Annotated in this window: 18 protein-coding genes and 1 tRNA gene; 5 read left to right on the top strand and 14 right to left on the bottom strand. The window is 68.8% G+C overall.

The genetic code is table 11. The features are described 5' to 3' along the window. The first annotated feature begins 85 nt into the window (after positions 1–85). The gene (locus TFU_RS02180; protein WP_011290884.1) at positions 86–1,129 is read left to right on the top strand and encodes an SGNH/GDSL hydrolase family protein; all 1,044 of its coding nucleotides are present in this window, start codon (positions 86–88) and stop codon (positions 1,127–1,129) included. Between the two features lie 77 nt (positions 1,130–1,206). Further along, positions 1,207–2,430, top strand: coding sequence for an acetyl-CoA C-acetyltransferase (locus TFU_RS02175; protein WP_011290883.1), 1,224 nt, complete (start codon positions 1,207–1,209; stop codon positions 2,428–2,430). 411 nt (positions 2,431–2,841) lie between these two features. Here the strand turns inward: TFU_RS02175 and TFU_RS02170 are convergent, their stop codons facing one another. The 9 genes from TFU_RS02170 to eno form a co-directional block, all read right to left on the bottom strand. After that, entirely contained in the window at positions 2,842–3,813 is a 972-nt protein-coding gene (locus tag TFU_RS02170) for a Bax inhibitor-1/YccA family protein (protein ID WP_011290882.1), read from the bottom strand. Positions 3,814–3,916: 103 nt separating this feature from the next. After that, positions 3,917–4,852 (bottom strand): proline dehydrogenase family protein, encoded by a 936-nt coding sequence (locus TFU_RS02165; RefSeq protein WP_011290881.1) that lies wholly within the window; start codon positions 4,850–4,852, stop codon positions 3,917–3,919. 18 nt (positions 4,853–4,870) lie between these two features. Then, complete coding sequence (gene pruA, locus TFU_RS02160; protein WP_011290880.1) at positions 4,871–6,499, bottom strand: L-glutamate gamma-semialdehyde dehydrogenase; 1,629 nt, start codon at positions 6,497–6,499, stop codon at positions 4,871–4,873. A gap of 294 nt (positions 6,500–6,793) precedes the next feature. Then, positions 6,794–6,867: transfer RNA gene (locus tag TFU_RS02155), tRNA-Leu, on the bottom strand. A gap of 146 nt (positions 6,868–7,013) precedes the next feature. Then, positions 7,014–8,390, bottom strand: coding sequence for an NAD(P)/FAD-dependent oxidoreductase (locus TFU_RS02150; protein WP_011290879.1), 1,377 nt, complete (start codon positions 8,388–8,390; stop codon positions 7,014–7,016). 366 nt (positions 8,391–8,756) lie between these two features. Beyond that, on the bottom strand, positions 8,757–9,752 hold the full coding sequence (locus TFU_RS02145; RefSeq protein WP_011290878.1) for a Ppx/GppA phosphatase family protein: 996 nt from the start codon (positions 9,750–9,752) through the stop codon (positions 8,757–8,759). After that, on the bottom strand, positions 9,749–10,315 hold the full coding sequence (locus TFU_RS02140; protein ID WP_011290877.1) for a DUF501 domain-containing protein: 567 nt from the start codon (positions 10,313–10,315) through the stop codon (positions 9,749–9,751). Before TFU_RS02140 ends, TFU_RS02145 begins: the two co-directional genes overlap by 4 nt. A 62-nt stretch (positions 10,316–10,377) precedes the next feature. Beyond that, positions 10,378–10,917, bottom strand: a complete 540-nt coding sequence (locus TFU_RS02135; RefSeq protein ID WP_011290876.1) for an FtsB family cell division protein — start codon at positions 10,915–10,917, stop codon at positions 10,378–10,380. Positions 10,918–10,921: 4 nt separating this feature from the next. Continuing rightward, positions 10,922–12,205, bottom strand: a complete 1,284-nt coding sequence (gene eno, locus TFU_RS02130) for a phosphopyruvate hydratase (protein ID WP_011290875.1) — start codon at positions 12,203–12,205, stop codon at positions 10,922–10,924. A 465-nt stretch (positions 12,206–12,670) separates the two neighbouring features. Here eno and TFU_RS02125 point away from each other — a divergent pair, with 465 nt between their 5' ends. Continuing rightward, positions 12,671–14,116, top strand: a complete 1,446-nt coding sequence (locus tag TFU_RS02125) for an FtsW/RodA/SpoVE family cell cycle protein (protein ID WP_011290874.1) — start codon at positions 12,671–12,673, stop codon at positions 14,114–14,116. On the opposite strand, the gene TFU_RS02120 is transcribed toward TFU_RS02125, so the two are convergent. Together TFU_RS02120 and cysC are read right to left on the bottom strand one after the other, a co-directional pair. Continuing rightward, positions 14,061–14,801, bottom strand: a complete 741-nt coding sequence (locus TFU_RS02120) for a nucleoside triphosphate pyrophosphohydrolase (protein ID WP_011290873.1) — start codon at positions 14,799–14,801, stop codon at positions 14,061–14,063. The two genes, TFU_RS02125 and TFU_RS02120, sit on opposite strands and share 56 nt — an antisense overlap. A 47-nt stretch (positions 14,802–14,848) precedes the next feature. Then, a complete protein-coding gene (cysC, locus tag TFU_RS02115; RefSeq protein WP_011290872.1) occupies positions 14,849–16,330 on the bottom strand; it encodes an adenylyl-sulfate kinase in 1,482 nt (493 codons plus the stop codon). A gap of 350 nt (positions 16,331–16,680) precedes the next feature. Here cysC and mfd point away from each other — a divergent pair, with 350 nt between their 5' ends. Further along, positions 16,681–20,250, top strand: coding sequence for a transcription-repair coupling factor (mfd, locus tag TFU_RS02110; RefSeq protein WP_016188170.1), 3,570 nt, complete (start codon positions 16,681–16,683; stop codon positions 20,248–20,250). Between the two features lie 126 nt (positions 20,251–20,376). On the opposite strand, the gene TFU_RS02105 is transcribed toward mfd, so the two are convergent. Both TFU_RS02105 and TFU_RS02100 read right to left on the bottom strand, forming a co-directional pair. After that, positions 20,377–21,561 carry a globin domain-containing protein gene (locus tag TFU_RS02105; RefSeq protein WP_011290870.1) on the bottom strand — a complete coding sequence of 395 codons (1,185 nt, stop codon included), beginning with the start codon at positions 21,559–21,561 and terminating at the stop codon, positions 20,377–20,379. Positions 21,562–21,668: 107 nt separating this feature from the next. Continuing rightward, a complete protein-coding gene (locus TFU_RS02100) occupies positions 21,669–22,136 on the bottom strand; it encodes an RrF2 family transcriptional regulator (protein ID WP_011290869.1) in 468 nt (155 codons plus the stop codon). 120 nt (positions 22,137–22,256) lie between these two features. Here TFU_RS02100 and TFU_RS02095 point away from each other — a divergent pair, with 120 nt between their 5' ends. Continuing rightward, positions 22,257–22,754, top strand: a complete 498-nt coding sequence (locus TFU_RS02095; RefSeq protein ID WP_016188168.1) for a hypothetical protein — start codon at positions 22,257–22,259, stop codon at positions 22,752–22,754. Here TFU_RS02095 and cysN read toward each other — a convergent pair. After that, complete coding sequence (gene cysN / locus TFU_RS02090; protein WP_011290867.1) at positions 22,742–24,010, bottom strand: sulfate adenylyltransferase subunit CysN; 1,269 nt, start codon at positions 24,008–24,010, stop codon at positions 22,742–22,744. The genes TFU_RS02095 and cysN overlap by 13 nt on opposite strands. Positions 24,011–24,012: the final 2 nt, after the last annotated feature.

Here is a 24,012-nt window from a genome sequence, read left to right as displayed (position 1 = left end):
CGTCTCGTTTCCGACTTGCCCCGTTGTATTCGGGTATCACCCGTGATACAGAGACGGTTCTCGCTTCGCGGTGGGAGGCGGTCGCATGGCTCTACGCGCAGCGCAGGCTCGGCGGATCATGGCGGCGACCATGTTCGGCGGCGGCGGGTTGACCCTGCTGGCGGCGAGCACCGTCGCCTTGCTTTTTCTGCAGGCCAAGATCGCCGCTCGGACAATCGGGGTCACCCCTTGGCAGCGTCCCCGGGTCGACGGGGTCTACGGCGTGGGCGGGGGCGAGCCGCTCACCCTGCTCATGATGGGCGATTCCACTGCCGCGGGTTTCGCCGTGTCCGATCCTCGGCAGACCCCGCCCGTGCAGTTGGCTTCGGGGCTGTCGGCGGTGGCGGACCGTCCGGTGCGGCTGCGTGACGTCTCGAAAGTCGGCGCTACCTCGCAGGGACTGCTGGCGCAGTTGGACCGGGTGCGCGGCGAACGGGTGGACCTGGCGGTGATCTTCATCGGCGCCAACGACGTCATCGACCGGATCCGCCCCGCGGACGCGGTGTCCCATTTGCGCGTCGTCGTACGGGAGCTGGTGGCCTCCGGTGCGGCAGTGGTGGTGGCCACCTGTCCTGATCTCGGCACGGTGCAGCCGATCCCGCAGCCGCTGCGCGCTATTGCGCGGCGGGCGTCCCAGCAGATGGCGGCCGCGCAGACGGTGGCGGTGGTGGAGGAGGGCGGGAGCACGGTGGCGTTGGGCGACCTCCTCTCGGACGAGTTCTCGCTGTATCCCGAGGAGATGTTCGGTCCGGACCGGTTCCATCCTTCGGCACGCGGCTACGGGCGGGCGGTGGCCGTGGTACTCCCTGCACTGTGCTCGGCCTTGGGGCTGCTGCCGGAGCCGGTGGAATCGGAGCCGGATGCCGAGGAGGTGCTCCCGGTGGACCGGGCTGCGGCGGCAGCCGTGGCGGCGGCCGGAAGCGAAGTGCGGCAGGCCGGGCAGGAGGAGCACAGGCGCGGTTCGCTCGGCCTGTGGGCGCGGCTGCTGCGCCGGGACACGGCCCCCGCAGCAGACACCCACAAACTAGAAACCGATTCCAATTCGGTTAAAGCGACCCCGGCCGCGTCCGTAGGAAGTCGGATTGGCTAGCGTTCTGGGTAACGAGGTCGCAGCCGCCCGTGACCTGCGGGTGGACTCCCGTCAGCATCTCCTAGAAAGGCCGAGGCATGCCTGAAGCCGTCATCGTCGCTACGGCACGCTCTCCCATCGGACGGGCTTTCAAGGGGTCCCTCAAGGACATCCGCCCGGACGACCTGACCGCGCAGATCATCTCCGCGGCGCTCGCCAAGGTCCCGCAACTGGACCCCGCCACCATCGACGACCTCCTCCTGGGCTGCGGGCTCCCCGGTGGCGAACAGGGCTTCAACATGGCCCGCGTCGTCGCGGTGCAGCTCGGTCTGGACTCGGTCCCGGGCACCACCATCACCCGCTACTGCTCTTCATCCCTGCAGACCACCCGGATGGCGTTCCACGCCATCAAGGCCGGGGAAGGCGACGTCTTCATCTCCGCCGGCGTGGAAATGGTCAGCCGCTTCACCAAGGGCAACAGTGACACGCTGCCCGACACGAAGAACCCGCTGTTCGCCGAGGCTGAGGCACGCACCGCCCGCCGCGCCGAGGGCGGTGCAGAACCCTGGCGCGACCCGCGGGAAGAGGGCAAGCTCCCCGACATCTACATCGCTATGGGGCAGACCGCGGAGAACGTGGCGCAGCTGCGCGGCGTCTCCCGCCAGCGCCAGGACGAATTCGCGGTGCGTTCGCAGAACCTGGCGGAAAAGGCGCTCGACAACGGTTTCTGGGAGCGGGAGATCACCCCGGTGACCCTGCCTGACGGCACGGTGGTCTCCACCGACGACGGTCCGCGGCGCGGCACCACCTACGAGAAAGTCGCCGCCCTGGACCCGGTGTTCCGCCCCGACGGCACGGTGACCGCGGGGAACTGCTGCCCGCTCAACGACGGCGCGGCCGCACTGATCATCATGAGCGACCGGAAGGCCGCTGAACTGGGCATCACCCCGCTGGCCCGGATCGTGTCGACCGGGGTGAGCGCGCTGTCACCCGAGATCATGGGGCTGGGACCGGTCGAGGCCTCCCGGCAGGCGCTGGCCCGCGCCAACATGTCGATCCGCGACATCGACCTCGTGGAGATCAACGAGGCGTTCGCCGCGCAGGTGCTTCCGTCCGCGGACGACCTGGGCATCGACATCGACTCCCAGCTCAACGTCAACGGCGGCGCCATCGCTATCGGCCACCCGTTCGGTATGACGGGGGCGCGGATCACCACCACGCTGATCAACGCCCTCCAGTTCCACGACAAGACCTTCGGCTTGGAGACCATGTGCGTGGGCGGCGGGCAGGGAATGGCCGCCATCTTCGAACGGCTGAGCTGACCCCAGAAGTACCGCGCACCGCGGACAATTCCCGGCGGGGCATTCACGTGAATGCCCCGCTTTACTCTTTCTCCACGCTCCCCGGAGGACCGGTTTCTTCCCTTCGGGAAAGAGCGTCCCCGCCATTCCCCCGGGGAAAGGACTTCCTTCTCTCCCTTGGGGAAAGGGTCCGCGGAGCCTGTGAATACGCGGAGCAACAGAGCAGTTTTCCCCTCGGGACTCCGTTCCCCGCAGGAGTTTCCCCCTGCCCTGCTGGGCCGCGGAAAAGAGCGCGCCCGCTCAACGACGGCTCGGCCGAAGACTGGCGCTCGAGGGCATTGCCCCGCAGCAGGTGCCCGCATGGGGGCCGTACAAAAACGGGTGCCCCTCCCGCCCAGGGGAGAGGCACCCTGTCCTGCTCTGGACCGTGCGTTATTCGCTGAACATTGACTGGATGATCCACAGCAGACGCACGATCTCGATGTACAGCCAGACAAGCGAGACAGTCAGGCCGAACGCGAGCTGCCAGGAGACCTTCTCCGGCAGACCGTACGCGATGGCCTCCTCGACGTCGCGGAAGTCGATGGCCAGCACCAGCGCAGCCAGCACGATCGCGACGGCGCTCACCAGCAGGCCCAGCGGTCCGGCTTCCCGCAGGCCCAGGCCGCCCGGGACGAAGATGCCCACGATGAGGTTGACCAGGACCAGGGCGAGGAAGCCGAGCAGCGCCGCGGTCACCACCTTCACGAAGGTGTTCGTGACCCGGATGACCTGGAACTTGTAGAGCGCGAGCATGATGCCCGCCACGAACAGCGTGCCGAAGACCGCAGGCACGACAAGGCCTCCGGGAGCCACCCCGGATCCGGCGAGCGACGCTTCCAGGACGAAGCTGAAACCGCCGACGAACAGGCCTTCCAGCCCGGCGTAGATGAGGATCAGCGCCGGGTTGGTGGACCGGGTGAAGGAGATGACCAGGCCCAGGATCAGGCTGCCGATCGCACCGATGACCAGCATGACGACGCTGAGGGCCGGGTTGACCAGCATCGCCATGAAGTAGGTGAGGACGGCGCCCAGCACGACGGTGCCGAGCGTGAACCCGGTGCGCATCACCACGTCGTCGATGGTGACCGGGCGGGTGCCGGGAACCGCCGGACCGTAACCAGGCTGGGCCGGGTACGGGGCGGGGCCGTACCCCTGCGGGGGATAGGGCTGGCCGTAGCCCGGCTGTCCGTAGCCCGGCTGTCCGTAACCGGGCTGTCCGTAACCAGGCTGCGCGTAGGGCTGGCCGTACCCTTGCGACGCGTAGGGCTGGCCGTAGCCGGGCTGCGCGTAGTAGCCCGCGCCTCCCGGAGCGCTAGCCAGGGCCCGCTTGATCACGGGATTGGAACTGCTGCGCTTCCGCATAATCGTGTTTGCACCTCTCAACGGCGAGATACCAGTGCCATTCAACGTAACGGATCCCGCTAGCAAAGGGGTTCCCGTTTTCCGGTCGCACCGCACGGCGACCCTATCGCACGGCTCCCCCGGCGAAGAGAGCGCGGGCGAAGAACGCCGTATTCGCGGGGCGTTCAGCCAGTCGCCGCATGAAATAGCCGTACCACTGCTCACCGTACGGCACGTACACCCGCACCCGCTCGCCCCGATCGGCCAGAGCCGCCTGCAGGTCGGTACGGACTCCGTAAAGCATCTGGTACTCGTAGGAGTCCGCGCTGCGCCCGGCGGACCTTGCGAGGAACGCGGCAATCCGCAGGAGGCGCGGGTCGTGGGTGGCCACCATGGGATAGCCGGGGCCGTCCATGAGGATGCGCAGGCAGCGCACATAGGAGCGGTCCACTTCGGCCCGGTCGCGGTAGGCCACCGTAGCAGGCTCGTCGTAGGCGCCTTTGCACAAGCGCACCCGCGACCCGGGCACGGCCAGGTCCCGGCAGTCGGCTTCGGTGCGCCGCAGGTAGGCCTGGAGCACAGCCCCGGTCCGGGGGAAGTCGACGCGGAGCTGGTGCACGATGTCCAGGGTGGCGTCCGTGGTGGTGTGGTCTTCCATGTCCACGGTGACCGTGGTGCCCACCGCTTCAGCGGCCGCGCAGATCTGCCGGGCGTGGTCCAACGCGAGCTGTGCACCGTCGCGGGGCAGCGCCAGGCCGAGCGCGGAGAGCTTCACCGACACCTCGGCCCGCGGGGCCAGGCCGTGCTCTCCCAGGGCGGTGAGCAGGTGCGTGTAGGCGTCCACTGTGCGGCTGGCCTGCTCAGCGTCGGTGATGTCCTCCCCCAGGTAGTCGACGGTGACGTGGCGGTCAGCGGTGAGCTGGCGGAGGACAGGGAGCGTCGCGTCGAGCGTGTCTCCGGCGACGAACCGGCGGACCACGCCCCGGGTCAGCGGGGAGCGGGTCACGAAGTCGCGGCAGCGCGGCGAGCGGGCCGCGAGCAGCAGGAGGGTGCGAAGCATGCCGGTGTCCCCCTGCCCTCAGTCCTGGTGCGGGTAGCGGTGGTCGGTGGGCGGGACGAATGTTTCTTTGATCACCCGCGGGCTGGTCCACCGCATGAGGTTCGCCATCGACCCGGCCTTGTCGTTGGTGCCGCTGGCCCGGGAGCCGCCGAACGGCTGCTGTCCCACGATCGACCCGGTGGGCTTGTCGTTGATGTAGAAGTTGCCCGCCGCAAACCGCAGCTGCCGGGTCGCCGCGAGGATCGCAGCCCGGTCGGTGGCGATGATGGCGCCGGTCAGCCCGTAGGGTGCGCCGCGGTCGACGAGGCGGAGCACCTCCTCGTAGGCGTGGTCGTCGTAGACGTAGACCGCGAGGACCGGCCCGAAGTACTCGGTGGTGAACACCTCGTGGCTCGGGTCGCTGCCGAGGAGGACCGTGGGGCGCACAAAGTAGCCGACGCTGTCGTCGGCAGTGCCGCCGACGAGCACGTCGATCGTCGGATCCGTGCGCACCCGGTCGAGCAGGCGGGCGAGGCGGTCGTAGGCGCGGCGGTCGATGACTGCGCCCAGGAAGTTGCGGAAGTCGGTGACGTCGCCCATGGGGAGCGCGTCGACCTGGGCGAGGAAGTCGTCACGCATCCGCTCCCACACCGAGCGGGCGATGAAGGCACGGGAGGCAGCGGAGCACTTCTGGCCTTGGTATTCGAACGCACCGCGCAGCAGGGCGGTGCGGAGCACGTCGACATCGGCGGAAGCGTGCGCGACCACGAAGTCTTTGCCGCCGGTCTCTCCGACGATGCGCGGGTAACTGCGGTAGCGGGCAATGTTCTCCCCGACGGTCCGCCACAGGTACTGGAAGGTCCGGGTGGAGCCGGTGAAGTGGATGCCCGCCAGGTCGGGGTGGGTGAGGGCGACTTCGGAGAGCGCCACGCCGTCGCCGGTGACCAGGTTGATGACACCGGGCGGCAGTCCGGCTGCTTCCAGCAGTTCCATGGTCAGGCAGGCGGCGAGCGTCTGGGTGGGGGACGGTTTCCACACCACGACGTTGCCCATGAGCGCGGGCGCGGTGGGGAGGTTTCCGGCGATCGCCGTGAAGTTGAACGGGGTGATCGCGTAGACGAACCCTTCCAAGGGGCGGTGGTCGGTGCGGTTCCACGTGCCCGGCGCGTGGACGAGCGGCTGTTCTGCGAGGATCTGGCGGGCGAAGTGCACGTTGAACCGCCAGAAGTCGGCGAGTTCGCAGACCGCGTCGATCTCGGCTTGGATCACGGTCTTGGACTGCCCCAGCATGGTTGCCGCGTTGAGGCGCTGCCGCCACGGGCCGGAGAGGAGGTCGGCGGCGCGCAGCAGGATCGCGGCCCGCTCGTCGAAGGGGGTGTCCCGCCACGCGGGGGCGGCGTGGAGGGCAGCGGCGATGGCGTCCCGGGCGTCCTCGTGGGTGGCGTTGCCGAGAATGCCGAGCACGGAGGCGTGGCGGTGCGGTTGGACAACGTCGATGCGTGCCCCGCCGCCGAGGCGCCGCGTGCCGCCGATAGTCATGGGGAGTTCTCTGGGCTGGTCGGCGAGTGCGGTGAGGTAGCGGGTGAGTTCGGCGCGTTCCGGGCTGCCGGGCGCGTAGGACAGGACCGGCTCGTTGACGGGTGCGGGAACGTTGGTCACGGCGTCCATGGATGACCCCCTGGTGTGGTGTCGCGGGTGGACTAGGCCAGTACCCAGAAGGGACTCCTTGTGGGCGTCCCCGGGGGAAAGTGAGGTGCGGGTGGTTCGAGTCGGTGGAAAGACCGGTCGGCTGTGTGAGGGTTTCTACCCGCGAACTGGCCCGCCCAGTGGGGGATTTCGCACCCGGAAGGCTGTTTTGTCGGGGATGGACGCCAGGGGTTGCGGCAAAAGAAAAAGCCCGGTCCTGAATGCAGGAGCCGGACCTGGGAGTTTCTCAGTCCACCGTGACGGGTGGGTGAGGAGTACCCTCGGTCGGATTCGAACCGACACTTATGACCCTTTTAGGGGGCCTGCCTCTACCGTTGGGCTACGAGGGCGCATCTAGCATACCGGTCACCACGCCACTTTTTCTGTGGTTTGGAGTTTTACTTCACCATCGAGTACGAAGTGTTGTGGACCCGTTCCGATTCGAAACGGGTCCACTACCTTCTGTCGTTTTTTCGTCGGGAAGCAGTGCCTCGGTTCAGGAGACGCGGCGCAGGTTGCTGCCGTCGACTTGCGGGCGGGCTGCTTCGGTGAACGCCTGACGGGGCTGGCTCATCTCCGGGATCGACGCGAAGTCGCGGCGCAGGAAGAAGCCCAGCGTCCAGTCGGCGAGGACCCGCATCTTGCGGTTGAACGTCGGCACCGCCAGCAGGTGGTAGCTGCGGTGCGCCAGCCACGCGGGCAGCCCGGTCAGCTTGACCGCGCCGAACACTTGGGCCGCGCCCTTGTACATGCCGAGTCCGGCGACCGCCCCCAGGTTCTTGTGCCGGTAGGGCTTGAGTTCCTTGCCGCGCAGGGTGGCGATGATGTTGTCGGCCAGGACCGGGGCCTGGCGGACCGCGTTCTGCGCGTTGGGCGGGTAATAGCCGCCGTTGCCGTCCGGGACTTGGGCGTTGTCGCCGCCCGCGAAGGCGTTCTCCACCCCCCTGACGGTCAAGTATTCGGTGGTGTCCACGTGGCCCTTGGGGCCCAGCGGCAGGTCGGAGGCTTGGACGACCGGGCTGGGCTTGACGCCGGCGGTCCACACCAGGGTGCCGGCTTCGAACTCGGTGCCGTCGCTGAGCTTGATGCGCTGGTCGACCGCTGACTCCAGGAAGGTGGACAGGCGCACGTCGATGCCGCGGTTGCGGAGCTGCTGGAGTGCCTTGGCGCCCACCTCGGGGCCGACCTCGGGCAGGATGCGGTCGGCGGCCTCAATGAGGTAGAAGTGCAGGTCGTCGATGCTGATCGACGGGTAGATCCGGGTGGCGTCGCGGGCGAGGTCTTCCAGCTCCGCGATGGCTTCGGCCCCCGCGAACCCGCCGCCGACGAACACGAAGTTCAGCGCCTTGCGCCGCACTCGCGGGTCGTCGGTGGAGTCAGCGATGTTGAGCTGCTCCAGCACGTGGTTGCGCAGATAGGCGGCTTCCTGGACGGTTTTGATGCCAATGCCGTGCTCCGCTAGCCCAGGAATGGGGAGGGTGCGGGAGACTGCTCCAGCCGCCATGACCAGGTAGTCGTAGGTGAGCTCGCGGCGCTCCCCCTCGTTGGTCACGCATTCGACCCGGCGCTGGGCGTGTTCGATGCGCACGACCCGGCCGTTGAGGACGCGGGTGCGGCGCAGGACTTTGCGCAGCGGGACGACGACGTTGCGCGGGGAGATGCTGCCCGCGGCCGTCTCAGGCAGGAACGGCTGGTAGGTCATGTAGGAGTTGGGGTCCACCACGGTGATGCGGGCTTCTCCCGGTCCCAGCTTCTTCTCCAGCCGCTTCGCGGTGTACATGCCCAGGTACCCACCGCCAACGATGAGCACGTGCGGGATCTCCGATGCGTCACCGCCGCCGGGCACCAGCCGGTAGTTCCTGCTTTCGGTCATCGTTGTTCCGCCCCTGCTTCCCCGATCCCACAGCTCCACCGAGCGTAAAGATCGGCAAATTTTCTTCGCCTGTCACCTTCTGCATGGATTCACCGCAGAAACCATGCGATTTTTAAGCCAAGGCGAGATCTCGCCCCTCTCGTCCTGCTTGTGCATTCTTTCACAAGCTACCCACGTCAGCCAAGGAACAGATTGGAAAGGTTTAAACCAGAATAAACCACCCTAGAGCAGCGTTTCCGCAGGTCAGGATATATGTGAATGCTTTCACAAGCCTGGTGCGGCGTGACCCGGTTCACGGATCCCAGGACGGTTGACCTGACGAAATCCCCTGGTCACCCGCGGAAACCGGGCCCGGTGCACCGCACCTCACGCGCTAGCCGGGGCCTCCACGGCCAGACTCCACGCGATGCCGTCCAAGATGTCGTGCTCACTGGCGACGAACTCCGCCGCCCCCGTCCGGGCCAGCACCCGCTCCACGATGAGCGAACCCGCGCCGATCACATCCACCCGGCCCGGATGCATCACCCCGATCGCGGCCCGCTGCTCGTGCGGCATCGCCAACAGCTCAGCGGTGATCTCACGGAGCCGCTCCACCGGCACCCGGGCGTGGTGGATCCGCTCCGGGTCGTAGGCGGGAAGCCCTTGCGCGATCCCGGCCAGCGTGGTCGCTGTTCCCGCCACGCACACCACGGTCGCGGCCTCCCCCAGCGGCACCACCGCCGCGGCCTGGTCCAACGCTGCTTCGATGTCGGCGGTCGCCGCCGCAACCTGCTCCGCCGTGGGCGGATCAGCGTGGAAGTGCCGCTCCGTCATCCGCACGCAGCCGATGTTGACCGAGCACTGGGCGCGGACCGCGCTCGCCCCGGCATCCCCGGTGTGGCCCAGCACAAACTCGGTGGACCCCCCGCCGACGTCCACGACCAGGTAGGGGCGGTGCAGCCCGGAGCCCTCCCCCATCGCTTCCAGCTCCGCGGTCGCCCCCACGAAAGACAGCTCGGCCTCCTCCTCGCCGCTGATCACCTCAGGCTCCACGCCGAGGATCTTGCGCACACCCGAGACAAACTCGTCCCGGTTGGCAGCGTCCCGGGTCGCGCTGGTCGCCACCATGCGCACCGAATCCGGGCTGAGCTGGACCCCGTAGCCGCGCATCACGTCCACGTAGTCGCGGAGCACGTCGAACGTGCGCTGCAACGCCTCCGGGGCGAACATGCCAGTGCGGTCCACCCCCTGGCCGAGCCGGACCACCTCCATACGGCGGTCCACGTCCAGCAACTGGATGTCCTCACCGTCCGCGTCCAGCACTCCAGCGACGAGCAGTCGGAGGGAGTTGGTTCCGCAATCGATGGCCGCGACCGTTCTCACTGGTCCTTGCCGTTCCTCTCGGTCTTCTCGCTACGGTCACTGCACACGCACGGCCCCCGGTCCCACCACGGGGGAAGCTGGTCCAGCGCCTCCCGGCCCAGCGGGTTGCTCCCGGGAACGGCAAGTTCGTGCGCGACCAGCGCATGCAGGCATTTGACACGCTTAGGCATACCGCCCGCGCTCTGCATCCCCTTGGGCAGCGGTTCGAGCCCCAGCTTCTCCGCGAGCGCGGCACGCTCCGCCAGATAGGACTCGTGCGCCCTGGTGTAGGCGGCCCGCAGCTCGGCGTCGTGCTGCAGCCGCTCCGTCATCTCCCGCATCAGCCCGCTGCTCTCCAACCGGCCGATCGCGGAGGCCGCGCGGGGACACGTCAAGTAGTACAAGGTGGGGAAAGGAGACCCGTCCGCCAGCCGGGGAGCGGTGCGCACCACATCGGGAAGCCCGCACGGGCACCGGTGCGCCACCTCGTACACGGCCCGGGGCGGCCGTCCCAACTGCTGCCGGATGATCTCGACATCCTCGGCGCTGACTCGCCGGGCGGGAAGCTGGTCTGCGGAGTTCATGGTCCACTCAGCCTACTCCCGTCGTGGCCTCCCGCGTTCCTCCCGGCCCGGTACTGCGGCGTTCAGCCTTGCGGCTGGTCGGCTTCCGCCACCGAATCCCACAGTTCGACAAACCACGGGTTGGACGGGCTGCGCTCCGGCACGGCCTCCTCTTCCGGGGTGCCGCCGATGATGATGTAGGTCTGCTCGCCCGGGTACTGGTAGTGCAGCCGCGAACGCGCTTCCCGCTCGATGTAGGCGGGGTCTTGGAGCTCCTCGTAGCGCGCGGTCAGCTCCGCAACCGACTCCTGGATCCGCGCCCGCTCCTCTTTCAACTGGGCGATCCGCGCCCGCTGGGCAATGTACTCGCGCAGCGGATAAGCCAGGCTCAGTGCGATCACGCAGACCAGCAGCGCAAGGACTGCGGCCCGGCTGGTCAACGCCGGCCTGCTGCTCGCCTGAGCGGCGGTGCGGCGGCCGCGGGACGCCGCGGCGGCCGCGGGCCGGGTCCGGCCGCCGGGGGACTTCTTCCCGGCGGCCTTCGACGGTTTCGAGGCACCGGACGGTGAGCCCCCCGTCGTACGCGGACGGCGGCCACTGGACGGGTCCGGCACCTTCACCACGGGATCAGCCCTGTCGCGCGAAACGCGGGAACGCGTTGGCTCCGGCGTAGACGGCTGCGTCGTCGAGCTCTTCTTCGATCCGCAGCAGCTGGTTGTACTTGGCGACCCGCTCGCTGCGCGCCGGGGCACCCGTCTTGATCTGCCCCGAGTTCGTCGCCACCGCGATGTCGGCGATCGTGGTGTCCTCGGTCTCACCAGACCGGTGGCTGATCATCGCGGTGTACCGGTTGCGCTGCGCCAGCGACACCGCGTCCAAAGTCTCGCTGAGCGTACCGATCTGGTTCACCTTGACCAGCAGCGAGTTGGCAGCGCCCTCGTCGATACCGCGCTGCAGCCGCTCCGGGTTGGTGACGAACAGGTCGTCGCCGACCAGTTGCAGCCGGTCGCCGAGGGACTCGGTGAGCGCCTTCCACCCGGCCCAGTCTTCCTCGCTGAGCGGGTCCTCGATCGACACCAGCGGGTAGGACTCGACCAGCTCGGTGTAGTAGGCGGCCATCTCCTCCGCGCTGCGGCTGGAGCCCTCGAACTGGTAGGCGCCGTCCGCGTAGAACTCGGTGGCGGCCACGTCCAAGGCCAGGGCGATGTCCTGGCCCAGCGTGAAGCCCGCCTTCGTGATGGCTTCGCTGATCAGGTCGAGCGCGGCGCGGTTGCTGTCCAGGTTGGGCGCGAACCCGCCCTCGTCACCGACACCGGTGGCCAGGCCGTGGGCTTTGAGCACCGCCTTGAGCGAGTGGTAGACCTCCGCGCCCCAGCGCAGCGCCTCCCGGAAGCTCTCCGCCCCGATGGGGGCGATCATGAACTCCTGGATGTCGACGTTGGTGTCCGCGTGCGCACCCCCGTTGAGGATGTTCATCATCGGCACCGGCAGCACGTGGGCGTTCGGGCCGCCCAGGTAGCGGAAGAGCGGCAGGTCCGCGCTCTCCGCGGCCGCCTTGGCCACCGCCAGGGAGACACCCAGGATGGCGTTGGCGCCCAGGCGCGACTTGTCGGGGGTACCGTCCAGGGTGATCAGGGCGCTGTCGACGAGCCGCTGCTCCTCGGCCTCGTAACCCACGATCTGTTCGGAGATTTCCTCGTTGACCGCGGCGACGGCCTTCTCCACGCCCTTACCGCCGTAACGGTCGCCACCATCGCGCAGTTCGACCGCTTCGAACTGACCGGTGGACGCGCCACTGGGGACAGCCGCCCGGGCAATCGTCCCGTCGTCGAGTGCGACCTCGACCTCGACCGTCGGGTTACCGCGGGAGTCGAGAATCTCCCGTGCGTGTACTGCCTCGATCGACGCCAACGTAGTACTCCATTTCCTCGCGTCTGTGCGTGGTCCCGGTCGGTCCCGCGCACTGCGCTGTCCGAGACCCGGCCGGTGGGGTAGACATCAGTCGCACAGTGCCCAAAAAGTGTCCCGGGTCACCACGCGAACCACCCAGAGCCTACCGATCCGGGTACCGCCACGTCTCCCCCACGACACGGATTGGTTTAGTCCATTTCTCTCAAACCCCTGATCATCCGGGATATCCCCTTTCACGGTTGTGAGACGCACCTCACGTCGCACGGCTGGGACACCCCTGTGCTGCCGCGCCCTGTGGTCTCCTCGATACCCACAGAACCCGCGAAACACACGGGTGGCACGGCCCTCCCGTGTCCCTTCAGCCACCTGCAGCGACGTGCTACCCGCCTCACCGCACCCTGGCAGGGGTCCGCTTATAGTTCGCTATGTCCACTGTGCCGCCGCACAGACCTTTCGAGGCGGGACATGACCTATACGACCGCGCCCCGCCTTAGGCGGCGGCACACCATCGAGCTCGCCATGCTCGCCGTGGCGCTCACCGTATTCGCCACCGGCCTGTGCCTGACCGGGCTCCAACTGCACGCACAGGTGCCCGACCTGCTGTGGCTGGCCACCGCAGTCCTCGGCGGCAGTGCACTCGCCGTGCACGTAGCCCTGCGGTTCTGCGCCCCCTGGGCCGACCCCCTGATCCTGCCGCTCGCGGTCCTCCTCAACGGGATCGGCTTCATCGTCATCTGGGGGCTGCACGCCGAAGCCGGCGACCCGCCCACTGCCGCATTCCGGCAACTCCTGTGGACCGGGCTGGGACAGCTCGGTTGTCTGACCACAGTGCTGCTGGTCCGCCACCCGCAGCGCCTGCAGCGCTACCCCTACCTGATGGCGCTGGCCGGGCTGGTCCTGCTCGCCTCGCCCATGCTGCCCGTGATCGGCCTCGACCAGTACGGCTCCCGCCGCTGGCTGTCCTTCAACGGCTTCACCGTGCAGCCCTCAGAGTTCGCCAAGATCCCGCTGGTGCTCTTCCTCGCCGCCTACCTCGGCATGAAACGCGACATCCTCGCGCTGGCCGCCGCCCAGATCACCGTGCGCGGCGTCAAGATCTTCAGCGTGCCGCGGATGCGCGACATGGGCCCGATGACCGCGGCGTGGGGCATCGCCATCCTCATCCTCGTCGGCACCAAAGACCTCGGCACGTCACTGCTGCTGTTCACCGTGTTCCTGGCGATGCTCTACACCGCCACCCTGCGCAAATCCTGGGTCGGGATCGGCGTGGCCATGTTCCTCGCCGGGGCTTACGTCGCCTACCTGCTTTTCTGGCATGTCCGCCAGCGGGTGACGATCTGGCTGCACGCGTTCGACCCCGGCGTCTACTACGCACCGCAAGGCAGCGCCCAAGTGGTGGAGGGACTGTTCGCGCTCGCTGACGGAGGACTGTTCGGCCTCGGGTTCGGCCAAGGGCGCGCCGCTACCCTCTTCGCCTCCGACAGCGACCTGATCATGGTGTCGGTGGGAGAGAAGTTCGGGCTGGCCGGGGTCGCCGCGGTGCTGCTGGTGACCCTGCTGCTGGTGGAACGCGCCTTCCGGGTCGCGCTGGCCGCCCGGGACACCTTCGTCAAACTGATGACCACCGGGTTCGCGTTCCTCTGGGCGTTCCAAGTGTTTGTTGTCGTCGGCGGGGTCACGCTGCTGATTCCGCTGAGTGGTATGACTACCCCGCTGCTGTCGGTCGGCGGCTCCTCCCTGGTGACGACCTGGATCATGCTCGGCCTGTGGCTACGGGTGAGCAGTGAGGTCCGCCGTGCCGCCGTCTCCCGCTGCCACGACGACACGGCCACCATGGAACTGCCGCGCTCTGCCGTCAGCCCGACGCCCCCTCCGACTGCTTCCAATAAGAGCGCCACTGATCAGGAGTGAGCTTCCGCGGATCCACCCCATCTGCCCGGGCCGCTTCTTCCACGGCCCGCACCCGGGCATCGAACCGGCGGGCCGCGGCACGCAGGTCCATCTCCGGGTCGGCGGAACGGCGCCGCTCGTCCGCTACCGCCGCGAACAGCGCCCCACCGGGTTCGCCGTCGTCCCCGATCAGGTCTTCAGGCACACCGTTGCGGGCGGCACGCTTCTGCAGCTCGTAGGCGAGCAGCGCGGCGGGCTGCCCGAACGGCACCCCGGCCAGCATGGACACGTCGGCCTGTTCGCCTTTCGCCTCCCGCTCGGCGGCTTTGATCGCCTCCCAGTTGGCGCGGACCTCGTCGGCACCCGCCACTTTCGTGGTGGAGAAAACGTGCGGGTGGCGGCGGACCAGTTTGTCGATGATGGCGTCGGCCACGTCGTCGATCGTGAACCCGTCCGGGCCGCGCTCGGCGGCCACCCGAGCGTGGAACACCACCTGGAGGAGGACGTCGCCCAGTTCCTCGGCGAGAGTGTCGTAGTCGCCCCGTTCGATCGTTTCGACGGTTTCGTAGGCCTCCTCGATGAGGTACTTGGCGAGCGACTCGTGAGTCTGCTCGGAGTCCCAGGGGCATTCGCGTCGCAGGGTGTCCATGACCTCCACCAGCGCGATCAGCCGATGGCCCTGGGGAGTGCCGTTGTGCTCGCTCATACCCCCATTGTGGAGGCCGCCGCGGGTGGGGCGGCCCACGCGGGCGGTCAGCGCGGCAGCCAGCCGCCGGCGCGGAGCGCAGCCACCACGCGCGCCACCGACTCCTCCTCGCTTTCCGTGGACGTGTCGAGGACCAGGTCCGCGTCCTCCGGGGGCTCATAGGGGTCGGAAATCCCGGTGAACGCGGGGATCTCCCCGGCGCGCGCTTTCGCGTAGAGCCCTTTGCGGTCGCGGGCCTCGCACACTTCGAGCGGGGTGGCCACGTAGACGAGGAAGAAGTCCCCTGTCTCTTCCGCCATGCGCCGCACTTCGGCACGGGTGGCCGCATACGGTGCGATGGGGGCGCACACCGCGACCCCGCCGTGCCGGGCGATCTCTGCGGCCACGTATCCGATCCGGCGGATGTTGAGGTCGCGGTCGGCCCGGGAGAACGTCAGACCAGCGGACAGCAGGCGGCGCACCACATCGCCGTCGAGCAGGGTGACCGTGCGCCCGGCCTGGCGGATCTGCTCGGCCACTCCGCGCGCCACCGTGGACTTGCCGGAGCCGGAGAGCCCGGTGAAGAAGAGGACGAGTCCGCGGCGGGTCCGGGCCGGGCGGGTCCGGGCGAGTGCGGCGGCCACCGGTTCCGGGGTGAGCCAGGCGGGAAGCGGCGTCCCTTGGGCGAGGGCCTCGTCGACGGCGGCGGTGTCCCATTCCGGGCGGGCCTGGGCGGGAGGAACCTCGTCGGCGGGCCGCCACCGCTCGTGGACGGTGTCGTACACCCACTCGGTAGCGGCCACCGGTTTCACGGGGAGCTCTGCGGCAGTGCCGGGGAGTTCGCCCACCCCCTCGAGCATGAGGTGGGTGGCGCCGTAGGCGGCGGCGACGTGGGCGGCGAGCAGGCCCCGCCGCTCCGCGGACCATTCGGGGGCGCCGTCGGCAGGTGCGGTGGGCAGGGTGAGGACCGCGAACCGGGTGTGCTCCGGCAGGCAGGGGCGGGCGGCGAGGACCACGGTAGCCGCGCCTTCCCCGTCAAGCGGCGTGTCTACGAGGACCAGCAGGTCGGCGTCGCCCAGGGTGGCGAGGGCGGCCCGGATCTGGGCGAGGGCCCGGTGGTGGAGCGGCCGGTCGGTGACAACAGCCAGCAGCGGTCGGCGCTCGTCCCGCGCGGACCGCACGTCTGCCGCGGTGGCACGCAGGGAGCGGTGCGAGCCGTAGGCGGGCGGGGCTGCGGGCCGGATCGGCCCGGCCAGGCGGACCGTCCCGTCCCGGAAGGACTCGGTGACGGTGAGCTCCGCGAGCGGTGCCCCCTCGGGATCGGCCAGCACCAGCTCGCGCACGTCGGCCAGCGTTTCGGGGACGGTCAGCGTGACCGGAACCGGCCACGCCGCTCCCGCCGGAGGAGGCCCCGGCCGGTCGAGCTCCGCGGCCTCGGCTTGCGCCATGAAACCCGGGAGCGGACAGACTCCGGAGAGCAGCAGCTCCAGGTGGGCCAGTCCTTGCGGCCCCGGGGTGAATACGGCGCGTCCTCCGGTCGGCTGGGTCATCGTCGCTCCCTGATCGAACGGATTTTCCGCCTCAGCCTAGGGGCGGATGGACGGAGTGCCTCTAGGCTGGGGAAGGCCTGTGGATACGTGGCCTTCGCCACTCCCCGTCCGGTGCTTTAAGGCCGTACCGCGACCTCTTCGGGGAACATCCCGGTTTATCCTGGCGTTTCCCTGGGGAGCGGACAACCGCGGGCCTCACTCGCGACTGCTGCCCCGTCCACAGGTCCGTGGATTTCCGATGCGGCCGGCGCACCGCCCCGCGTAGGCTGTATCGGGGAATCCCGACTATGCCTCACGTTCTGCGCCCATTGCGAGCGGGCCGTCCATCGTCACACGCCCCACCTGGTGATATGAGCCTTAATGGACTTCTCTCTGTCGTCACCGGCGACCCAGCCCTGAAGCGAGCGATCGAGACCGCACGCAACGGCCACGATCCCCTCCTCGACCTTGTCGCGCCGCCGTCGGTGCGCCCGTTGATCGTGGCTGGCCTCGCGGCCGACGCTCCGGTGGGAGCGGGACGTCCCGTGCTGGCGCTGACCGCCACGGAGCGTGAGGCCGCTGATCTGAACAGTGCCCTGGGGTCGCTGCTGCCGGCCGACTCGGTGGCGCTGTTCCCCGCGTGGGAGACCCTGCCGCACGAGCGCCTCTCCCCCCGCTCCGACACGGTGGGGCAGCGGTTGGCGGTCCTGCGCCGCCTGACCCACCCGGATCCCGACGATCCGCTCACCGCACCGCTGCGGGTCGTGGTCGCCCCCATCCGGTCCGTGCTGCAGCCGCTGGTCTCCGGGCTGGGTGACCTCCAGCCGGTGCGTGTGCGGGAAGGCGACTCGGTGGCGCTGGACGAGCTCGTCCAGTCGCTGGTCGACATCGGCTATTCGCGGGTCGACCTGGTGGAGAAGCGCGGGGACATCGCGGTGCGCGGCGGCATTCTCGACGTGTTCCCGCCCACCGAAGAGCACCCCCTGCGGTTGGAATTCTGGGGCGACACTGTTGAGGAGATCCGCTACTTCCAGGTCGCTGACCAGCGTTCCATCTCCAAGCCCGGAGCAGCCGAAGCCGGCCTGTTCGCCCCGCCCTGCCGGGAGCTGCTGCTCACCGACACGGTGCGGAAGCGCGCCCGGGCCCTGGCCGCCGAGTACCCGGCGCTTGCCGACATCCTGACGAAGCTGGCGGACGGGGTGGCGGTCGAAGGCATGGAAGCGTTCGCACCGGTGCTCGCGGACCGGATGGAGCTGCTCCTCGACCTGCTGCCGCCGGGCACCCACATCGTGGGCTGCGACCCGGAGCGGATCCGCACCCGGGCCCAGGAGCTGGTCGCGACCAGCCAGGAGTTCCTCGAAGCCTCCTGGATCAACGCTGCTTCCGGCGGGGAGGCGCCCATCGACCTCGGCGCGTCCGCCTACCAGTCGATCGCCGAGCTGCGCTCGCGGGCCCGGGAGCTGGGACTGCCGTGGTGGACCGTCACCCCCTTCGACCCGGGCAACCCTGCCGCAGCTGAAGACGACCACTCGGTGGTGGTCGGCGCCTCAGCTACCGACGCCTACCGGGGGGACACCGAGCGGGCGATCGCCGACGTCAAGTCGTGGCTGCACGAAGGCTGGCGGGTCGTGCTGCTCACCCCCGGACAGGGGCCGGCGGAGCGGCTCGCGTCCATGCTGCGGGACGCCGGGCTGGGCACGCAGTTGCGGGACGCGCTGCCGGAGCCGCCGGAGCCCGCGGTGGCTACGGTCACCACCGGGCTGCTCGAGCACGGTTTCGTGTGGCGGTCGGTCCGCACCGTGCTGCTCACCGAGACCGACCTGGTGGGGCAGCGGTCCTCCACCCGCGACATGCGGCGGATGCCGAGCCGCCGCCGCGGTGTCGACCCGCTCCAGCTCAAACCCGGCGACTACGTGGTGCATGAACAGCACGGGATCGGCCGCTACGTCGAAATGGTGAGCCGGACGATCCAGGGCGCCACGCGCGAGTACCTGGTCATCGAATATGCGCCGTCCAAACGCGGACAGCCGGGGGACCGCCTGTTCGTGCCGACCGACCAGCTCGACGAGGTGACCCGCTATGTCGGCGGGGACTCCCCCACCCTGTCGAAGATGGGCGGCTCCGACTGGGCGAAGGCGAAGAGCCGGGCACGCAAGGCCGTCCGGGAGATCGCCGGGGACCTGATCCGCTTGTACTCGGCCCGCCACGCCTCCCCCGGGCACGCGTTCTCCCCGGACACCCCGTGGCAGCGGGAGTTGGAGGACGCCTTCCCCTACGTGGAGACCCCCGACCAGCTCGCCGCGATTGAAGAGGTCAAGCGCGACATGGAGAAGCCGGTGCCGATGGACCGGCTCATCTGCGGCGACGTCGGCTACGGCAAAACCGAGGTCGCCGTGCGCGCGGCTTTCAAAGCGGTGCAGGACGGCAAGCAGGTGGCGGTGCTGGTGCCCACGACCCTGCTGGTCCAGCAGCACCTGTCCACGTTCACGGAGCGCTACGCCTCGTTCCCGGTGACGGTCCGCCCGCTGTCGCGGTTCCAGAGCGACGCCGAGATCGAACGCATCCGCGAAGGCATGCGCACCGGGGAAGTCGACGTGGTCATCGGCACCCACCGGCTGCTCTCCCCGGAGACCCAGTTCAAAGACTTGGGCCTGGTGATCATCGACGAGGAGCAGCGCTTCGGCGTGGAGCACAAGGAGGCGTTGAAGCGGCTGCGCACCCAGGTGGACGTCCTCTCGATGTCGGCCACTCCCATCCCCCGCACCTTGGAGATGGGGTTGACCGGGATCCGGGAGATGACCACGATCCTCACTCCGCCGGAGGAGCGGCACCCGGTCCTCACGTTTGTGGGCCCCTACGACGAAAAGCAGATTGCCGCGGCCATCCGCCGGGAGCTGATGCGCGAAGGCCAGGTGTTCTTCGTGCACAACCGGGTGGCGTCGATAGAACGGGCCGCCGCCACGGTGAGCCGCCTGGTGCCTGAGGCGCGGGTGGCCTGGGCCCACGGGCAGATGAACGAGCACCAGCTCGAACGGGTCATGGTCGACTTCTGGGAGAAGAAGTTCGACGTCCTGGTCTGCACCACGATCGTGGAATCCGGGCTGGACGTGCCCAACGCCAACACGTTGATCGTGGACCGCGCCGACACCTACGGGCTGGCCCAGTTGCACCAGTTGCGCGGCCGGGTGGGCCGCGGCCGGGAGCGCGCCTACGCCTACTTCCTGTACCCGCCGGACAAGCCGCTCACGGAGACCGCGCACGAGCGGCTGGCCACGGTCGCCCAGCACACGGAGAGCGGTGCGGGCATGTACGTGGCGATGAAGGACTTGGAGATCCGCGGCGCCGGCAACATCCTGGGCACCGAGCAGTCCGGGAGCATTGCGGGGGTCGGTTTCGACCTGTACGTGCGCATGGTCGGCGAGGCGGTGCGGGAGCTCAAGGGCGACCAGAGCGCGGCCCAAGAGGTCGAGACCAAGGTCGAGCTGCCGATCAACGCGCACATCCCGCACGACTATGTGCCGGGTGAGCGGCTGCGGCTGGAGGCTTACCGGAGGATCGCCGAGGTCGCGAGCGAGGACGACATCGCGGCAATCCGCGAGGAGCTGCTCGACCGCTACGGCGAACCCCCGCAGCCGGTGGACAACCTGCTGGCGGTGGCGCGGTTCCGGGTGCTGGCCCGCAGTGCTGGGCTGACCGACGTGGTGCTGCAGGGCACGCAGATCCGGTTCGCCCCGGTGGAGCTGCGCGAATCCCAGCAGTTGCGGCTGCGTCGGCTCTACCCCAAGGCGGTGGTGAAGGCCGCGACGCGGACTCTGATGGTCCCGGTGCCCAAGTCTGGTGGGCTCGGCGGCAAGCAGTTGCGTGACCGCGAACTGTTGACGTGGTGCACCGAACTGGTGGAGGCGATCTTCGAACCGCAGCGGAAGCCGCCGCAGGAGTGACCGTCGTCCCCGCAAAGCTGCCGGGCCGGGCCCTGGTGCGGGGGCGCGGTCTGCGTCCTTGCACGCCGATGTCGTCTGCGCAGACTGGTTGACCTGCGCAGACGACGGGTGTGCCGGGGAGCGGGGTCAGTCAGCGGGCAGCCACAGGTCCGGGCCGAACACTTCGTAGTGGATGTCCTTGGCGGGCACTCCGGCGGCGAGGAACTGGGTGCGGATCTCCCGCATGAAGGGCAGCGGTCCGCACAGGTAGACCTCGGCGTCCGCGGGGATCTCCAGCCCGGTGAGGTCCATCTGCCCGGGCAGGCCGCCGTCTCCTTCCTCGTACCAGACGACGTACTGGGCGTGGGGCAGGCGCGCGATCAGGGTGGAGGTTTCCTGCCACAGCGCGTGCTCGGCGCGGGAGCGGTCGGCGTGCAGGGCCAGGATCCGCCGGGTGGCGCCGGTGGCGGCGAGGTAGTTGAGCATGCCGACGATGGGAGTGCAGCCGATTCCCGCGGTGGCGAACACGAGCGGCCGGTCGCTGTCGGTGAGGACGACGTCTCCGAAGGGGGCGGAGACGGTGAGGGTGTCCCCTGCTTTGGCGGTTGCATACAGCAGGGCGGACATCTCCCCTTCAGGGGTGTGTTCTGTGCCGCGGACCCGTTTGATGGTGATGCGCCGGGTGTGCTCGTCGCCGCCGGAGATGGAGTACTGGCGGATCTGACGGATACCGTCCGGCATGCGGTGGAGCACGCTGACGTATTGGCCGGGCCGCGCTTCGGGGAGGGGGCCGCCGTCGCTGGGCCGCAGGACGAGGGAGAACACGTCGGGGGTCTCTTCGCGGCGGTCCACGATGGTCCATTCCCGCCAGGTGCGGCCGTTGTCGGCGTTCTTCTCCGCGTAGAGGCGGGCTTCGAGCGCGATCAGCGCGCCGCCCATGAGCCAGTACACCTCGTCCCAGGCGGCGATGACTTCGGGGGTGGCTGCGTCGCCGAGGACGTCGGCGATCGCCCCGAACAGGTATTTGTGCACGATGACGTACTGGTCGTCGGTGACCGCGACGGCGGCGTGCTTGTGCGCGATGCGGGCGAGCAGCGCGTCGGGGCGTTCGTCGGGGTTGGCGAGGAGTGCGCTAGCGAATCCGGCGATGGATCCGGCGAGGGCCCGGCGCTGTTCCCCGTTGGCCTGGTTTCCCCGGTTGAACAGGCCGTCGAGGAGTTCGGGGCGCTCGGAGAACATCGTCGAGTAGAAGCGGGAGGTGATCTCGTCGAGGTGGGCCCCGACGACCGGCAGCGTGGCGCGGACGATGTCGGCGGACTGGGTTGACAGCATGCACCCTCCAAAGGGTTGGGGAGCCGAAACCCCCGTTAATTTGCATCCTGGATGCATATTAAAGAGGGGTATACGGGACCCCCACTGACCCCCCACTTAAGGGCACATCACTGTTTTTCCAGTTCAGAGCTGTTTTGCGGACGTTCTGGCGCTCGCAGTTGCACCAGGATCGGGCCTGTGGGGCTCGCCACAAGCGATTCGACCGTCACCTCATCCAAGGCAGCGAAGAACGCTTCCTGCGCCCGCCGCAGCTCCCCGCGCAGACGGCAGGCCGCACGCAACGGGCAGGGCGGATCGTCCTCGCACGCCACCACGTCCTTGCTGCCCTCAAGCTCCCGGACGATCGAACCAACCGTTGCCGCCCGCCCCGCCGGGGTGAGCCGCAACCCGCCACCGCGTCCGCGCCGCGCCTCCACCAGCCCCATCTCGCTCAGCCGCGCCACCGCCTTGGCGGCGTGGGTGTAGGGCACGGCCAACATGCCCGCCACTGAACGCGTGGTGAGCGTCTCCTCCCCAGCAACAGCGAGACGCATCACGATGCGCAGCGACAGATCAGTGAAGGTGGTCAGACGCATGCCCCCACGTTAGGCGCTGTCCGGACCTGCGTCAGCCGGACCGTCATCACACTTCCACAACCAGCATTTCGATACTAAAAGTCACAACAGAGTGACTAATAGTTATGTCATGATGGGGTCATGACCGTGTCCCCTGTCCTCCTTGTCGCAGCCAGCAGCGGCTACCCCGCACAATTGTGGCCCCCGCGCCCCTGGTGGCACAGGAACGAACGATTCTGGATCACCCTGCGCACTGCCGACGCCGCCGCCAGGGCCGCTGATCCACGGCCGTCCCACTCCCGCTCGGCATTCCACCGCGCCGCCGCTCTGACCCGCACCACCCTCACGGCGCTCCGCGTCTTCACCCGGTACCGGCCGGTCATGGTCGTCGTCACCGAAACGCGGAAGACCCCGTTCCTCTTCTTCGCCCGCCTCTTCGGCGTGCCCACCCTCGCCGTCGAAGTCCACGACTGGGTCACCACCGCGACCCGCACCGCACTGCTGTGCCGCCCCACGACCGCCCGCCCCGGCCTGGGAGCGCGGCGGATGAGCGCCGCAGACACCGCGGCGCCGCAGCGCAGCCTCCGTCGGCCCCGCCGCGGCGCCCGCCGCAGGATAGGACGCTGTCAGCCGGCCTGAGTGATCATCCCCGCGCCCACGGTGGCGTTGGTTCCCTCGTCAATCAGGATGAACCCGCCCGTCAGCCGGTTACGCCGGTACTCGTCGACAAAGAGCGGCTGGGCGACCCGCAGCTTGACCCGGCCGATCTCGTTGAGCGCGAGGCTCGTCGCCGACTCGTCCCGTTCCAAAGTGGTCGTGTCGATGCGGTACAGCAGGTCGCGCACCATGACCTTGGCGACGCGCGTGGTGTGCTTGATCAGCAGCTTGGTCCGCGGGGCGAGCGGCGGGCCTTCCGACATCCAGCACACCATGGCGTCCAAGTCCTGGGTGACGGTCGGCTGGTTGTGCGGGCGGCAGATCATGTCCCCGCGCGAAATGTCGATGTCGTCCTCGAGCAGCAGCGTGACCGACATCGGGGGAAACGCTTCGGCCACGTCCCCGTCGGCGGTGACGATCCGCTGAATCCGCGTGGCCATCCCCGACGGGAGGTGGACCACCTCGTCCCCGGGCCTGAGCACCCCGCTCGTGACCTGCCCGGCATAGCCGCGGTAGTCGTGCAGCTCCGGGTCGTCCGCCCGGTACGGCCGGATCACATACTGCACCGGGAACCGCGCGTCGACGAGGTTGCGGTCCGAAGCGATGTGCACGGTCTCCAAGTGCTGGAGCAGGGAAGGACCGTCGTACCACGGCATCGCGGCCGACCGCTCCACCACGTTGTCGCCGTGCAGCGCCGAGATCGGGATGAACGCCAAGTCCCGCACGTCGAGTTTGGCGGCGAACTCGGTGAACTCCGCTTTGATCTCTTCGAAGCGCTCCTGGGAGTAGCCCACCAGGTCCATCTTGTTGACGGCAAGCACCAGGTGGGGGACCTGCAGCAGCGTGGTGAGGAAGGCGTGCCGGCGGCTCTGCTCCTGCACCCCCTTGCGGGCGTCCACCAGGATCACCGCCAGGTCCGCGGTGGAGGCGCCGGTGACCATGTTGCGGGTGTACTGGATGTGTCCGGGGGTGTCCGCGATGATGAACGTCCGCCGCGGAGTCGCGAAGTACCGGTAGGCCACGTCGATCGTGATGCCCTGCTCCCGCTCGGCCCGCAGCCCGTCGGTGAGCAGGGCGAGGTTGGCCTGGTCCTCTCCCCGGGCGAGGCTGGTGCGTTTCACCGCCTCGTACTGGTCTTCCAGGATCGACTTGGTGTCGTAGAGCAGTCGGCCGATCAGAGTGCTCTTACCGTCGTCAACGGAACCGGCCGTCGCAAACCGCAGAATGTCAGTAGCCATGG

The organism is Thermobifida fusca YX (assembly GCF_000012405.1).
GTDB lineage: Bacteria > Actinomycetota > Actinomycetes > Streptosporangiales > Streptosporangiaceae > Thermobifida > Thermobifida fusca.
This window is presented reverse-complemented; position numbering and strand designations above follow the sequence as displayed.